This is a genomic window from Holdemanella biformis DSM 3989, assembly GCF_000156655.1.
Lineage (GTDB): Bacteria > Bacillota_I > Bacilli_A > Erysipelotrichales > Erysipelotrichaceae > Holdemanella > Holdemanella biformis.
Window position 1 is genome coordinate 299,621 of sequence record NZ_DS996841.1, and the last position, 14,326, is coordinate 313,946.

General features: G+C 32.6%; 18 protein-coding genes. 6 read left to right on the top strand and 12 right to left on the bottom strand.

Going from position 1 to position 14,326, the window contains the following annotated elements; translation table 11 throughout:
* Positions 1 to 541: hypothetical protein (locus tag EUBIFOR_RS12905; RefSeq protein ID WP_040466110.1), on the bottom strand; the 541-nt coding region annotated here is incomplete at its 3' end.
* A gap of 135 nt (positions 542 to 676) precedes the next feature.
* Between EUBIFOR_RS12905 and EUBIFOR_RS03005 the strand changes: the two genes are divergently transcribed.
* From EUBIFOR_RS03005 to EUBIFOR_RS03030, 6 genes are all read left to right on the top strand, one after another.
* Positions 677 to 1,735, top strand: a complete 1,059-nt coding sequence (locus EUBIFOR_RS03005; protein WP_040466111.1) for a M42 family metallopeptidase — start codon at positions 677 to 679, stop codon at positions 1,733 to 1,735.
* A complete protein-coding gene (locus EUBIFOR_RS03010; RefSeq protein WP_003864437.1) occupies positions 1,736 to 2,590 on the top strand; it encodes a DegV family protein in 855 nt (284 codons plus the stop codon).
* A 3-nt stretch (positions 2,591 to 2,593) separates the two neighbouring features.
* Entirely contained in the window at positions 2,594 to 3,079 is a 486-nt protein-coding gene (locus EUBIFOR_RS03015) for a peptidylprolyl isomerase (protein ID WP_003864438.1), read from the top strand.
* A 14-nt stretch (positions 3,080 to 3,093) separates the two neighbouring features.
* Complete coding sequence (locus EUBIFOR_RS03020) at positions 3,094 to 3,981, top strand: LysR family transcriptional regulator (protein WP_265333788.1); 888 nt, start codon at positions 3,094 to 3,096, stop codon at positions 3,979 to 3,981.
* Between the two features lie 112 nt (positions 3,982 to 4,093).
* The gene (locus EUBIFOR_RS03025; RefSeq protein ID WP_003864440.1) at positions 4,094 to 5,209 is read left to right on the top strand and encodes a 5-methyltetrahydropteroyltriglutamate--homocysteine S-methyltransferase; all 1,116 of its coding nucleotides are present in this window, start codon (positions 4,094 to 4,096) and stop codon (positions 5,207 to 5,209) included.
* A gap of 113 nt (positions 5,210 to 5,322) precedes the next feature.
* On the top strand, positions 5,323 to 6,432 hold the full coding sequence (locus EUBIFOR_RS03030) for a 5-methyltetrahydropteroyltriglutamate--homocysteine S-methyltransferase (RefSeq protein WP_003864441.1): 1,110 nt from the start codon (positions 5,323 to 5,325) through the stop codon (positions 6,430 to 6,432).
* Positions 6,433 to 6,445: 13 nt separating this feature from the next.
* Here EUBIFOR_RS03030 and EUBIFOR_RS13355 read toward each other — a convergent pair whose 3' ends face one another.
* The 11 genes from EUBIFOR_RS13355 to EUBIFOR_RS03080 all read right to left on the bottom strand — a co-directional run bounded on the left by EUBIFOR_RS13355 (position 6,446) and on the right by EUBIFOR_RS03080 (position 14,195).
* Positions 6,446 to 7,390 (bottom strand): HAD-IC family P-type ATPase, encoded by a 945-nt coding sequence (locus EUBIFOR_RS13355; RefSeq protein WP_050755932.1) that lies wholly within the window; start codon positions 7,388 to 7,390, stop codon positions 6,446 to 6,448.
* A 1-nt stretch (position 7,391) separates the two neighbouring features.
* Positions 7,392 to 8,642, bottom strand: coding sequence for an HAD-IC family P-type ATPase (locus tag EUBIFOR_RS13360; protein ID WP_003864443.1), 1,251 nt, complete (start codon positions 8,640 to 8,642; stop codon positions 7,392 to 7,394).
* Positions 8,643 to 8,714: 72 nt separating this feature from the next.
* Positions 8,715 to 9,182: a hypothetical protein gene (locus EUBIFOR_RS03040; protein ID WP_003864444.1), complete on the bottom strand. Its 468-nt coding sequence runs from the start codon at positions 9,180 to 9,182 to the stop codon at positions 8,715 to 8,717.
* An 8-nt stretch (positions 9,183 to 9,190) separates the two neighbouring features.
* Positions 9,191 to 9,838 (bottom strand): 2-C-methyl-D-erythritol 4-phosphate cytidylyltransferase, encoded by a 648-nt coding sequence (gene ispD / locus EUBIFOR_RS03045; protein WP_003864445.1) that lies wholly within the window; start codon positions 9,836 to 9,838, stop codon positions 9,191 to 9,193.
* Between the two features lie 163 nt (positions 9,839 to 10,001).
* A complete protein-coding gene (locus tag EUBIFOR_RS03050) occupies positions 10,002 to 10,286 on the bottom strand; it encodes a hypothetical protein (protein ID WP_003864446.1) in 285 nt (94 codons plus the stop codon).
* 15 nt (positions 10,287 to 10,301) lie between these two features.
* A complete protein-coding gene (locus EUBIFOR_RS03055) occupies positions 10,302 to 11,138 on the bottom strand; it encodes a hypothetical protein (RefSeq protein ID WP_003864447.1) in 837 nt (278 codons plus the stop codon).
* Complete coding sequence (locus EUBIFOR_RS03060; protein WP_003864448.1) at positions 11,132 to 11,620, bottom strand: hypothetical protein; 489 nt, start codon at positions 11,618 to 11,620, stop codon at positions 11,132 to 11,134. Before EUBIFOR_RS03060 ends, EUBIFOR_RS03055 begins: the two co-directional genes overlap by 7 nt.
* Before the next feature lie 4 nt (positions 11,621 to 11,624).
* A complete protein-coding gene (locus EUBIFOR_RS03065; RefSeq protein ID WP_003864449.1) occupies positions 11,625 to 12,110 on the bottom strand; it encodes a hypothetical protein in 486 nt (161 codons plus the stop codon).
* Positions 12,110 to 12,595 carry a hypothetical protein gene (locus EUBIFOR_RS03070; protein WP_003864450.1) on the bottom strand — a complete coding sequence of 162 codons (486 nt, stop codon included), beginning with the start codon at positions 12,593 to 12,595 and terminating at the stop codon, positions 12,110 to 12,112. Before EUBIFOR_RS03070 ends, EUBIFOR_RS03065 begins: the two co-directional genes overlap by 1 nt.
* A 15-nt stretch (positions 12,596 to 12,610) precedes the next feature.
* Positions 12,611 to 13,123 (bottom strand): ATP-dependent Clp protease proteolytic subunit, encoded by a 513-nt coding sequence (locus tag EUBIFOR_RS03075; protein WP_167528769.1) that lies wholly within the window; start codon positions 13,121 to 13,123, stop codon positions 12,611 to 12,613.
* Between the two features lie 16 nt (positions 13,124 to 13,139).
* Entirely contained in the window at positions 13,140 to 14,195 is a 1,056-nt protein-coding gene (locus EUBIFOR_RS03080; RefSeq protein ID WP_003864452.1) for an AAA family ATPase, read from the bottom strand.
* Positions 14,196 to 14,326: the final 131 nt, after the last annotated feature.

The window sequence follows — 14,326 nt, forward strand, 5'->3', positions numbered from 1 at the left end:
GGGCCGCACTAAACAAACCACCTGACATTGTATCCAATACAACGATTAAGATGAGTAGTGAACAATACCAGTTCAACATCTTTTTCTGATGTTTTTTTAATGCATAAGGAATAAATTCCTTTAAGTTTTTATCATGAATCAAGCCATAATAGAAAATCAACTGGAATGGTACCATCACAACTAAACAGAATGCACTCATAAGCTGTAATACTAACATTAAGCTTGTATTATTTGCGCAAACATTTACAAGATTTGAAAGAATTCCACTCACAATCAAGATATAAATACCTTGTAGTACGAATACTTTTAAAATTGCAGAAGCCGAAAAGTTCTTTGCCTTCCAGATCTTTGTACAGATGAAGTAAAAGCCTAGACTTGATAATAAGCTTAGTACAACTTCTAGACTTTGTCTTATATAGACATTCATAGCAGATGCACTCATCAACAAATATGCGATATTGTATAAAAAGCATAAAACTAAAGTGAATACGATTGTTTTATATATACTTCTAAAATGTAGTTTTGACATTAATTTTTTCATTCAAAAATCTCCTTTTGGTTAAGATACATGTATTCTAATCCTTTGTCCAAATACAATTTGATTCAAATGACCAGAATCACATCCACAAGTATGTATCTGTGTTATAATATTAACAAATTTATGGAGGAAATGTATATGAATTCAAAAATAAAACGAATTCTTGACTTCTCAACTGCCTTTGGACCAAGTGGCATGGAAGATGAAGTATCGAAATTAGCCATGGAAGATGTCCAAGATATTTGTGAAGTTCATGATGACACAATGCGTAACACATATATGCATTTTAAACAAGATAAAGAACACAAGACAACCATTCTTTTGGATGCGCATGCAGATGAAGTTGGTTTTATTGTGCAAGCAATCAAGCCAAATGGTACAATTCGCTTTTTACCACTTGGAGGATGGGATCCAAAAAACATCGTATCAGGTGAAGTTTGGATTTTAAATGATAAGGGTGAAAAAATTTCTGGTATTGTCGCAAGTCAACCGGTTCATTTCTTATCAGCCGAAAAGCGCAATGGAAAAGTAGATTTTGATGATTTAGTCATCGACGTAGGAGCTACAAGTGCTACAGAAGTTAAGGAAGATTTCCATATTTCTGTAGGTAATTTCATGTGTCCTGCCGTTACTTGTAAATATGATGAAGCCCACAAAATCTTTTTAGGTAAAGCTTTTGATTGCCGTATTGGATGTGCTGCCGTAATGGATGTTCTTCACCAATTAAAAGATGTAAATCATAACATTGAAGCCACATTAACAACGCAAGAAGAAGTGGGTGAAAGAGGTATGGATACGGCCATTAAAAACTTACATCCAAATATTGCGATTTGTTTTGAAGGATGTCCAAGTGATGATACTTTTGAACAAGATTACATGATTCAATCGGCTCTTAAAAAAGGTCCAATGTTACGTTGGTTTGATCGTTCATACATCACTAGTCCTCGTTTTATGCGCTATGCGATCGACTTAGCCCATGAAAAAAATATCCCTGTACAAGAAAGTGTAAGAAAAGGTGGAGGAACTAATGCAGGTATCACACATCGTTACAACATACCAACGATAATCATTGGAATTCCTGTTCGTTTTGCGCATGCTTCTTTTGGCATTTGTTCTGAAGAAGATTATGACAATGCTGTAAAACTTGCGGTTGAAATCATTAAAAATATCGATGCTGAAACGATTCGAGGATTCTAAATGGAAAAAATTGCTGTTGTAACAGATACGGGTTCAAATTTATCTTTTGCACAGGCAAAAGAATTAGGAATCTATCTACTCCCTTTACAGATTACAATTGATGAAACAACCTATCAAGATACATTAGAAATTTCTACCCAAGATATATATAACGAATTAGCGAATGGTAAAATGCCAAAAACAAGTATGGCTGCTTATCAAAAAATTTATGATTTATTTGAAGAACTAAAAAAAGACTATGACACAATATTTGCCATTCCTTTGACAAATGGATTATCCACAAATGCTAGCACCATGCAAAGTATCGCACGTGAACTCGAAATGAATGTTCATGTCATTGATATGTATTCAACGTGTGAAATTGAAAAACATGTTGCGATCTGGATCAAGAAGTTAGTGGATGAACATAAATCTTCAGAAGAGATTTTAAAGATCATTCAACCTACTATTGATGAATCCAACTCATTGATTCTTGTCAAAAATCTTCAACATTTAAAACGCGGTGGAAGATTAACACCTATGGCTGCTACACTTGCGGGTTTATTAAAGATCTATCCTGTTTTACATATAAATAAAAGTACAGAAGGTAGAATTGATGTTTTAAATAAAGTTCGTACAGAAAAAAGAGCCGATGCCTATGCGATCGATAAAGTCATGGATGATATTGATATTCAACATACACATATCTATATTATTCATTCTAATTTTTTAGAGGGTGCCAACCATTTTAAAAAATGTTTTATCGAAAAAGGTGTACCTGAACAAAATATTCATATAAACTATATTAGTTCTGTAATTGCCGTACATACTGGTCTTGGTTGTATCGCAATTCAATATATAAGAGAGGAAAACTAAAACATGGAAACAAAAAATATTTTAATCACAATGAAAAATGGAGATCAAATCAAAGCTGAACTATATCCTGAGATTGCCCCAGAAACGGTTGAAAACTTTTTGAATCTAATTGAAAAGAAATTCTATGATGGACTTACTTTCCACCGTGTTATCAAAGGATTTATGATTCAAGGTGGATGCCCGATCGGAAATGGTACTGGTGGTCCAGGTTATACAATTCATGGAGAATTCGCATCTAATGGATTTAAAAACGATTTAAAACACACTCGTGGAGTTTTATCTATGGCACGTGCTATGGATCCAAATAGTGCAGGAAGTCAATTCTTCATTATGCACCAAGATGCACCTCATTTAGATGGTGAATATGCTGCGTTTGGAAAAGTGATTGAAGGTATGGAAAATGTGGATAAAATTGCGAAGACCCCTACTACATTCAATGACCGTCCTAGAAATCCTCAAGTGATTGATACAATCACACTTATTGACTAATGACGCTACAACAATTGCGCTACGTGATCCAGGTCGTTGAATCTGGATCTTTTAATTCCGCAGCTAAAGCCTTATTTATTTCGCAACCATCTTTATCAAAAGCCATTCATGATTTAGAAGAAGAAATGTCCATCTGTTTATTTGTTCGCACGAACAAAGGTATTTTACTTTCTGAACAAGGTGAAAAATTTTTAGGATATGCTAGACAAGTCGTTGAACAAGCAAACTTACTTGAAGAACAATATAAAAACGCCGTTCCTGCAAGAACTGTATTTGCGATATCAAGTCAACATTATGCCTTTGTGGTCAATGCCTTTGTTGCCTTAGTCAAAGAGTATAATCAAAGTGAATATGAATTTTCTTTAAGAGAACAAAGAACATACGATATTATTGATGATGTTAAAAATCATCGCAGTCAATTGGGAATTCTTTATCTTTCTCATTTTAATCGTGAAGTTATTCAAAGTATTTTAAAGAAAGAACATTTAACATTCACAAAACTATTTGAGGCTAAACCTCATGTCTTTGTATCTAAGACAAATCCTTTATCCAATAAAAAATTAGTGAAAATGGAAGATTTAGAAAACTATCCTCGTTTAACTTATGAACAAGGAATCAACAATTCATTTTACTTTTCAGAAGAATTACACAGTACGCAACCATCTAAAAAGAGTATTGTTGTTTCCGATCGTGCTACCTTATTTAATTTATTGATTGGACTTGACGGATATACGATTTCTTCAGGTATCTTAAGCACGGATTTAAATGGAAACAATATTGTATCCATTCCACTAGATAGTGATGAAGTCATGGAAATAGGCTATATCAGTGATGGAGTCTTATCCAACATGGCAAGAAACTATCTAAATCATCTAATACAATATATTGAACAGACCAAGTAAAATTGGTCTTTTATTATAGCTTTTACCTATAACAGCATAAAGATTTTTTCAATTATTCTGTACTCTACAAATATGATAGACTTAACACACACGAAAGTTGAGGAATTTAATTATGACAGTTCAAACACCTTATAGATATGATGTGGTCGGAAGTTTTTTAAGACCCGAAAAATTAAAACAAGCTCGCAAAGATTATGAAGCCAAAAAGATTTCAAAAGAAGAATTAACCAAAGTTGAAGATGCATGCATTACGGATTTAATTCAAAAAGAAAAGGCAGCCGGACTTCATGTCATTACAGATGGTGAATTTAGACGTGCTACTTGGCACTTAGATTTTATGTGGGGATTTGATGGCGTTTCTCATACACCAACAAAAACAGGTCTTCCTTTCCATGGTGAAGCAGCTATGATTGATGATACATATATTACTGGAAAAGTAGGCGTGAATGGTACGCATCCTTTTGTAGAACATTTTAAATTTGTAAAGCAGTTTGAAGATGAAAATACGATTGCCAAACAAACAATTCCAGCTCCAGCACAATTTTTAGAACAGATGATTCTTCCATTTGCGCTAGAAAACACAAGAAAATATTATGAAGATACAGAAGAATTAGTTCAAGATATTGCGAATGGATATAAGGTTGTCATCCAACAATTATATGATGCTGGATGTCGATGCATTCAATTCGATGATTGTTCATGGGGTATGTTGGTAGATGAAAAAGCACCGTTGTTTTTCCAAACGGATCAAGAAGGTTTATTAAAAGTTCAAGAATTATTCTTGCGTATCAACAATCTTGCGATTGAAGATAAACCAGAAGATCTAACAATCAATACACATGTTTGTCGTGGTAATTTCCATTCAACATATGCTTCAAGTGGTGCATATGATGCCGTCGCAAAAACATTATTTGCAAAAGAAAATGTACATGCCTATTTCTTAGAATTTGATGATGCTCGTTCTGGTGGATTTGAGCCATTAAAAGAGGTAACACCTGATAAGAAAGTTGTACTTGGTTTGGTTACGACAAAATCCGCTAAATTAGAAGACAAAGAAACTGTGATTGCTCGTATCAAAGAAGCAAGTCAATATGTCCCATTAGAAAACTTGTGTCTAAGCCCACAATGTGGTTTCGCATCATGTGAAATTGGAAATAAATTAACAGAAGATGAACAATGGGCTAAAGTTAAATTGGTCAAAGAAATTGCTGAAGAAATCTGGGGTTAATTCCAGATTTCTTTTTATTATAGTTTTTACCTATAACAACATAAAGATTTTTTCAATTATTCTATATTCTACAAATATGGTAGACTTAACACACGAAAGTTGAGGAATTCATTATGACAGTACAACCCCCTTTTAAATATGATGTAGTAGGAAGTTTTTTACGTCCTGACTATCTAAAAAAAGCTAGAGAAGAATTTGCGAATAAAACAATTGATGCCAAGCAATTAAAAGCCATTGAAGATAAGGCCATCCAAGAGCTAGTCGCAAAAGAAAAAGAAGTTGGACTTCAAGCTGTTACAGATGGAGAATTCAGAAGAAGATATTGGCATTTAGATTTTCTAGCAGATCTAGATGGTGTTGAAGAAATTAAGGCGGATCATTGGTCTGTACATTTTAAAGGACATCAGCCAAAGGCAGCTACATTAAAAATTACAGATAAAATTGATTTTGGTAACCACCCATTTGTAGAACATTTCAAATATCTACAAAGCATTGGACAAGATACACTTTGTAAGATGACAATCCCCTCTCCTTCTATGCTTCATTTGATTTGTTGCGTACGTAGTGAAGAATATACACCAATCCAACGTTATGAAGATATGGATGTGTTATATCACGATATTGCGATCGCATATCAGAAAGCTATTCGTGCATTTTACGATGCTGGGTGTAGATATCTACAATTGGATGATACTTCTTGGGGAGAATTCTGTGATGCCAATAAGCGAAAGGCCTATAAGGAAAGAGGTCTTGATCTAGATAAAATCGCAAAATCGTATGTAGATATGATCAATCTTGCCTTAGAGACAAAACCAGAAGATATGACAATCACAATGCATATTTGTAGAGGAAACTTCAGATCTACTTGGTTTTCATCAGGTGGTTATGAACCTGTTGCCGAGATTTTATTTGGTCATTGTAAAGTAGATGGATTTTTCCTAGAATACGATTCAGAAAGATCTGGTGATTTCAGTCCACTTCGCTTTATTAAAGATCAAAAAGTCGTTCTAGGATTGATTACTTCAAAATTTGCGAAACTCGAAGATAAAGAAGAGGTTAAGAAAAGAATTCAGGAAGCCGAAAAATATGTGGCAAAAGAACAATTATGTTTAAGCCCACAATGTGGATTCTCTTCTACGGAAGAAGGAAATATCATGACTGAAGATGAACAGTGGGCTAAAGTTAAATTAGTCAAAGAAATCGCTGAAGAGGTTTGGAGATAGAAAAAAGTTTGGATCATTTCCAAACTTTATTTTTTTGTTTCAAAAACAATTTTATCCAAGACGATACAACTGTTAAAATATGTGGAATGAGACAAATATTCAAAATCACATAGATAATTTCATACCATCTTAAATGGACTATGTAGAAAAAATTCTTACATAAGATTATTGAGCCTACAAATATCATACACATGATAGTAACTAATATTTTTCTTAATGTTGTCATAGGCACACATACGCGTATCAATACCATAAGTGCATTGACTCCGGCAAGAATTGTACACATCGTTGAATATTCACTTGGCGAAATATAGATAAAATGACCTAGAATCGATACACCAATTACGCTACATATAACGCATATAGCTCCTGGCAATGCTTTTGAGATAACATTTTGTAGAAAGTTACCTTTCACTTTATTTCCATTGGGTTCTAATGTTAATACAAAACTAGGTATTCCTGTTGCCAAAGCGGAAATCAAAGTTAATTGAATAGGTTTGAATGGATAATTCTTTAAAAATATCAGTGTCAACAAGGATAGTCCAATTGAAAATAGTGTTTTAACTAGAAACAAAGATGCTGTTCTTTGAATATTATTAATGACACATCGTCCTTGATACAAAATGGCAGGTAATGCATTCATTTGATCTTTCAATAAAACTAAACTTGCCACACTTTTACAAGCTTGTGAACCAGATCCCATCGCAATCGAACAATCCGCTTCCTTTAATGCCATGACATCATTGACGCCATCTCCTGTCATTGCGACTGTTTTATTTCTTTTCTTTAATGCCAAAACAAGTTCTTTCTTTTGTTCGGGAGTCACACGTCCAAAAATCGAATAAGAATCAACTACAGTTTCCACATCTTGTACTTTGGACATATCGATACTTTTAGATGTAAAGCCAGCTTTTCTAGCTAGAGCTTCAACTGTTTTTGGATCATCTCCTGAAATCAACTTAATGTCCACGCCTTTGTTTTTTAAAAAAGTTCAATGTATCTTTGGCATCGTCTCTTAACTCGTCACGCAAACATATATAAGCTAAAACAACATCATCTTTCATCAACACAATAACGCGCATAGCTTGAGATGTATATTCTTCAATATGTTCTTCTACTTTTGAATCTATCTCTTTGGCAATATAAGAATAAGCACCGAGTTTATATTCTCCATCTTCAAATGTCACACTTGAATATTTTCTTTGACTTGAAAATGGCAGAAAAGATACGACTTTATTATGATTTCTTGTCTTAAAATGACTTCTTAATGCAAGTGCTGTCGCATTTTCATCAGGTAAAGTCTGCATCATATCGCCTAGAATACCATCAACATTTTTAATTTCTTCTACATGACATACACTCAACTTTCCTTGTGTCAGTGTGCCTGTTTTGTCTAAACAAAGTGTATCCGTTCTTGCGAGTGTTTCAATACAATAGAGTTCTTGTACTAAAACGCTCTGTTTACCAAGTTTAAATGAACTGATGGCTAAGGCAACACTTGTTAAAAAGACAAGGCCTTCTGGTATCATACCAACAACGGCTGCTACTGTATTTAAGGTAGCTGTTGTATAATTGGTCTTGATGAATTGTTTAATAAACAAGGCACATCCAAGTGGAATTAGAATGTATGTACACCATTTAATAATGGTATCAATCGAATTTCGTAACTGGCTTGGATATCTTTTAAAGCGTTTCGCATGTTTTAAAATCGAATAGGCATATGTATCTTGTCCTACTTTGTCTACTTTCATCAAACATTTTCCTGAAACCACAAAGCTTCCACTAAGCAATGATGAATTTTCTTGTTTATATACCGCATCACTTTCTCCTGTCAGCATGGATTCATCGCATTCAATACTTCCAGATACGATATGACCATCAAAACTGATTTCATCCCCAGGATATAATATAAGAATATCATTGACTTTCACTCCTTCAACACTTAATTCAAATTCAATATCATTTCGAAGCACATGAATCTTTGGCTGATTTAATAAGGAAAGCTTGTCTAGCATTCGTTTAGATCGTATTTCTTGAAAGAGTCCAATCAGCATATTTAAAATAACGGTGATCATAAAAAGCATGTTGCGATAGGAACCCGTAAAAAATACGAATATAGCCAATATTACATTGATTCCATTAAATAAAGTAAATACATGTTGTTTAATGATTTCTTTATAACTTTTTGATAAATTTGATGAGTTTTGCATATACCTATTGTACTACCTTTAAGCATGCAAAATAATTAAGTTTTTATTAAAAATGATACGACTATAGCCGTATCATTCAACAGATTCAAGTGGAGTATTTGCAAGCGTAACGGCTTGGGCATAAGATGTGATTGCCAAGTTGGATTCAATGGCTTTTTGTAGACAGAACATCAATAATCTTGTATCAAATGCCTGTAAATCTTTATCGAAATTAATTGCTGGATATCTTGATAGATGATCCAATAATGTATCTACATCTTTTTTTATATGTTTAGTAGAAATACCTGTCACAACAACATTTTCTTGTTTAACAGCCTTTAAACCATTCAATAAAGCCACATAAGGCTTGTCCGGTCTTTGTACAAGCATCACCTTATTTTTAGGTGATGAAGCAAGTCTTAGTGTCCATACACTTTTACAACTTACAACAATTTGTGTGCAGTTTTCATCATTCGCAAACAAATCGATTGTTGCTAATAATTTGTCATACGTATCTTCTACTTCTTTACAATCATCAAATACCAAAGCTGAATATTCCATCTTTATACCTATCCTTTCAAATCTTCAGGTAAAGTTATTTTTTTATTTGTGAAACTTGATAAAACAACCTTTACTTTTGTATCAGAAAACCATTCTACAAGTTGTGCATCATCTGTTGCCTGCACTTGTTTATCTCGTGCAAGCTTATGACACTCTTTAATCAAATCAGTTTTAAAACATTGCGGTGTCTGGGCATGATATACAAGCTTTCTTTCTAACGATTCTTTCACATATCCATCCACAACAATTTTTGTAGTATCCACACTTGGAACCATTAATAAACAAGCCGATTCGGTTTCTAATGTTTGTTTCAAATCAAAAATCCAATTCTTTTCAACAAAAGGTCTAGCCCCATCATGAATCATAACATAATCTTGATCAACAACTTGTAAGCCATTATATACACTATCTTGTCGTGTTTTCCCTCCTGTTACAACTTGAATTCTTGAATCATATGTATAATGTTCATTCACATAGTCCTTTTCATAATCAGCACAAACTAAAACCACTTGTTTACACTCATCATCTGATAAAAAAACAGACAGACTCTTATTTAACACAGTTTGTCCGTTTTCAAAAGTATAGAATACTTTATTATAATCTAAATTTGTACGACTGCCTCTTCCAGCAGCCAAAACAATCACACTATAGTTCATGAGACCATTATATCAAATTTTCTTAACAATGGATAAAAAATGTGTTCTATTTTAAACATGCACAATTCAATCCACAAAGATGCCCTTGAAGAATCATTCATTTCCATATATCATATTCAGCTTTCATAAACTCTTTTTATATTTAGCAATTTCAAACATCAAACTAATTTTTCCAACGAAGATACTCAATGATTTTATCCACTTGAACATCCGATAAGCAGGATTCATCATTATTATCCATTGGTTCTGGTTCTTTCTTGTCTTTAAGTCTAGCAAAAATTGTCCTAATATCACTCGCCATTGTTTTAAACATATAATAACCAAAATCTAATACACCATTCCATACATATGTTATTCCTTGATATGCAAGAATAGCTAATACACATAAAAGCCATAACACACCAATAAAAGCCGCTATTCCTAAAGCGATTATAATAATTATTTTCATTTTTACCTCACAATCTTATCCATTACTTACTGCATAATCATACGCTTGGTCAGCCCTATCAATCGCATCATTCACGCCGGATTGTAAGCCAGAAATTTCTTCATTTATCGATTCAAACTCTTTCTTCATGTCTTCAATTTCATAATCGAAATCATCCACATCATCTTCTAAATAATTCACCTTTTCGTGAATTTTTTCCATTTCTTGTTTTAGACTAGCCATATTTTTTTCAACTTCTCTAAACAAATCTGAAAGGGAAGATAAATATAATGCTTCTTCTAAATTATCGGCTCTACCTTCTTCAATAAAGGATGCGATTTCATTTAAATGAACAACATCTTTAGACTGCTTTTTAACCAAATCAAATTCTTCAATTATTTGATTCAACTCCTTGATTTCTTTTTCATATTCTTGAATCTTTTCTTTTTGTTCATTTGCACAAGAAGTCATTCTATCAGATTTAGATTGAATCTCTTCATACGCCTTTCTTTTTACTTGCTCACGCTCATTCGAATAAGCCGTATAATAATCAGGGACCACTCTCTTTATCGAACTTCTGTAATTTTTAAGTTCTTCCAAATACTTTTTGTGCATTTTTTTCTTAGTTTCAAAAAATCTTGGTGTACCTTCTTCAGGCGGTCTTCCAACCATTTGCTCAATATATTCTGGCAAATTCTTATTGTCATAATCTTTTAATTCTTTACATTCAAATGTTTCATAAGATGGCATACAAGAAGCATCCATATATTTTTTGAACAATTCTTTACTACTATTTAATTTATTTACCAACTCATCTTTTCTTTGAATGTTTTCAGCCATATTTTTTAATTGTTTTACATCATTATTTACCATAAATAATCTCCATCCCTTCTTTTTTCTTCATCTGTTCTCATTGCGCTAGCTTCACTTTCCGCTCTTTCACAAGCCCATTGTGCTTGTTCTAAGCCGGATCTTACGTCCCATAAATGTTGGTTGACATAAAATAAATCTGATTTTATATTCGCTAAAGCATCATAATTGTAAGGCCCAATTTCTATACCACTTATTTTTTCCTCAACAGCTTTCATATCCTCCATCATATTTGCCATCTTACTTAACAATTCTAGCTGCCATTGTCCAAAAAAATACATATTAAGAGCACTTTTTAAATCTGGAATATCTTTATTTTGTATAATTCGAATTAATGCGCTTATAATTTTCTTGTTCTTAAACTTATCAATAACCATTTTATCCAATTCAACTTCCTTAGCTACTACTTCATCATATTGATTTTCTAATAAAGTTAAATTTCTCAACAAATGATTCAATCGTTCTAATTCTTCTCTTTTTTTCATAATATCACCATCTATCCTCCATTTTTTTGCACAAAGGTTCTAATTTAGCGATTTGCTCTTCAATTTCTGTAAGCTTCTTGGTCTGTTTTTTTATTTCTATTTCATACTGCTCAATACTACTTTGAAGTGAATAAACCGTATAATGTATTCTTGTTTTAATAGTTTCTCTATTATATTCATCCACATATTTTTTTATTTCCTCTTCAGAAAATTCAAATGGACTTGCGATACGGCTCTCACTTTCCCATCCTTCCCATACATGATGCAAATCATCTGTCGCATAATTAATCATGCTTCTTAAATCTAAGGCGAAGTTTTGAACATTACGTTGTCTAGGAAAGCATAATCCATTCTTTCCTTCTGTTGCATACCATGAAGTATATGCATCTTTATATACTAATTTTGTTTTATATTTTTCTTGATAATTTAAAGTACCAAAACTATCTGTCACAAAACAATAAATATAAATTTCTTTAAATTCTTTCTTCATCACAATTCCTCCTTCAATGTTTGACACAATTTTTCTACTTTCGCTAATTGTCGAGTACAAGCTAACATCTCTTCTTTTATACATTTGATTTCTGACTTTACTGCATTTCTTTTACCCTGCCAATATTCCATTTGAGATCGGCAATTTATTTCTTGCAGCATACAAAGAATCTCTTTCTCAGAAAAGCACTCAAAACTATATTCCTCACAAGACGACCTGCCCACCGATTGTCTTTCCTCATCATCAAAAATAGGCATACTTTTTGGAATAATTTCCTCCAAATCAGTTTGAATCATTCTGTTTCTAATCATTTGTGGTCTGTTAAAATAAGCTTCATGCCCATCTTCCATAGCCCAAACTGCAAAATCAGTTCTAAATTTCACATGCATTCTTTCTTTTCCACAATAAATGGTATTGCCTTGTTCATCATGTTCAAACATATATTTATAAACATATTCTCCGTATTTTGGTTGTGATTTTTCCATATTTAATTTTTCCTCCTATTCAACAACTTCATCAATCAAGCCATATTCAACAGCTTTATCACTTGACAAAAATAAATCCATTTGTAAATCTGCATGGATTTTACGCTTTGTTTTTCCAGTATATTTAACATATAATTCTTCAATCATTTCTTCTGTCTCTACCATGCGTTTAGCTCCAGATTTTATATCACTGAATTTACCTTCGCAAATTGTAGAGCCTTGATGAACCATAATTGTAGAATGTTTCAAGGCTTTTCTATGACCCTTTTCTCCAGCAGCTAAAATCAAAGATGCCATAGACATCGCATTTCCTAAAGCCATAGTATATACAGGTGACTGGATTGCTTCCATCATATCGATAATAATCATCCCATCTCGTAAGGATCCACCTGGACTATGAATCTGTATCGTAATTGGGTCATGATTTTTTGCATTTAACTCTTGCAATCTTGTAACAACATATAAACTCATTTCTGGAGTGACTTCACCCCATAAATTAATAATTCTTCCATAATCTTCAATTTTCATTTGTTTCCCCTTTTTCTTAAAATTCAATTTCATCCTGTTTAGATTTGAAATATTCAAACTTATATTCCACTCTATGTTCTTTCATAAATATATGAACACTACTCAATTCTTTACATGATGAGACTTTTTCAATCACAGGCATCATCAGCCTTGTCAATTCATTTTTAATAATGCGTCCACCAATACATGAATTTAGAGATTTTTTAACAATTTCTCTTTTCACTTCTTCATCAAAATCAAGCTTTATTCCATGTTCCAAAAAATGTTGTTTATATAGATGCAATGCTGAATTATCTTTATTCAACATATCCATATAATCGTCCATGGTTAAAGCATTCAATCTCACGATATTTGTGATTCTTCCCATAAATTCAACAGGAACTCCACAATGAATAAAATCATCTATTTCTAAGTGGTCATACATATTAAACTTCTTTTCTGTAAAATTGTATGGATTACTATATTTCTTCTTTAAATATTTTTCCACAATCATAAAACTACCAGTAAAAGCAAACAAAACATCTTTATACGTTTCTGTATCTTCAATCACTCTCAACAATTCATACAGACTTGTTGGAATCTGGCCATCTCCAAACTCAAGCAATTTATCGACTTCATCAATGATAATAACGCCCTTATTGTTTAAAGCTTCCATAGATACTCTTAATAAATCCGATAATTCTTTTCCTTTATATCCTTTAGGAGTTACTTGACTACAATCTAAAATCTCAACTTTAACTCCCATCTTTTTAGCTGCAACTTGCCAACTGTATGTTTTACCACATCCACTTGGACCAACCGCTAAAATCACAGGTTTTAAAGATGGATCAATCTGCTCATCTTGAACTTGTGTCAAAATATAAAGTGCATTAGCGATTTCATTAATATAATCATCTTGATGAACAATGCTTGTTTTCATTTTTTTCTTGAATTCACAAACATTAAACCTATCAACACTGATTTCTCTTAATCGTCTTCTGCTTTCTTCAAACACATCATTCGTATCATCTTCAAAAAAGACACTTCCCAAAAAATCTTCTATATTGTTTTTATCATTAGTTTTATTTTCCATAATTTACCTTTCTATTTTTTGTTTCTACAACATTTCAATTTACAAAATCCACAAATCTTACAACATTAAATATGTTGCAGCACAATAAAAGGTCCCTTTAAAATTTTTGCTTTCCATTTTCCTATATACCT

What these genes read in the sequence shown, in the direction of transcription:
- EUBIFOR_RS03055 (WP_003864447.1), bottom strand. Translation starts at nt 11,138, where the DNA reads ATGGTAAATAATGATGTAAAACAATTAAAAAATATGGCTGAAAACATT.
- EUBIFOR_RS03005 (WP_040466111.1), top strand. Translation starts at nt 677, where the DNA reads ATGAATTCAAAAATAAAACGAATTCTTGACTTCTCAACTGCCTTTGGA.
- EUBIFOR_RS03025 (WP_003864440.1), top strand. Translation starts at nt 4,094, where the DNA reads ATGACAGTTCAAACACCTTATAGATATGATGTGGTCGGAAGTTTTTTA.
- EUBIFOR_RS03050 (WP_003864446.1), bottom strand. Translation starts at nt 10,286, where the DNA reads ATGAAAATAATTATTATAATCGCTTTAGGAATAGCGGCTTTTATTGGT.
- EUBIFOR_RS03040 (WP_003864444.1), bottom strand. Translation starts at nt 9,182, where the DNA reads ATGGAATATTCAGCTTTGGTATTTGATGATTGTAAAGAAGTAGAAGAT.
- EUBIFOR_RS03010 (WP_003864437.1), top strand. Translation starts at nt 1,736, where the DNA reads ATGGAAAAAATTGCTGTTGTAACAGATACGGGTTCAAATTTATCTTTT.
- EUBIFOR_RS03060 (WP_003864448.1), bottom strand. Translation starts at nt 11,620, where the DNA reads ATGAAAAAAAGAGAAGAATTAGAACGATTGAATCATTTGTTGAGAAAT.
- EUBIFOR_RS03080 (WP_003864452.1), bottom strand. Translation starts at nt 14,195, where the DNA reads ATGGAAAATAAAACTAATGATAAAAACAATATAGAAGATTTTTTGGGA.
- EUBIFOR_RS03075 (WP_167528769.1), bottom strand. Translation starts at nt 13,123, where the DNA reads ATGAAAATTGAAGATTATGGAAGAATTATTAATTTATGGGGTGAAGTC.
- EUBIFOR_RS13360 (WP_003864443.1), bottom strand. Translation starts at nt 8,642, where the DNA reads ATGCAAAACTCATCAAATTTATCAAAAAGTTATAAAGAAATCATTAAA.
- EUBIFOR_RS03030 (WP_003864441.1), top strand. Translation starts at nt 5,323, where the DNA reads ATGACAGTACAACCCCCTTTTAAATATGATGTAGTAGGAAGTTTTTTA.
- EUBIFOR_RS03015 (WP_003864438.1), top strand. Translation starts at nt 2,594, where the DNA reads ATGGAAACAAAAAATATTTTAATCACAATGAAAAATGGAGATCAAATC.
- EUBIFOR_RS03065 (WP_003864449.1), bottom strand. Translation starts at nt 12,110, where the DNA reads ATGAAGAAAGAATTTAAAGAAATTTATATTTATTGTTTTGTGACAGAT.
- EUBIFOR_RS03070 (WP_003864450.1), bottom strand. Translation starts at nt 12,595, where the DNA reads ATGGAAAAATCACAACCAAAATACGGAGAATATGTTTATAAATATATG.
- ispD (WP_003864445.1), bottom strand. Translation starts at nt 9,838, where the DNA reads ATGAACTATAGTGTGATTGTTTTGGCTGCTGGAAGAGGCAGTCGTACA.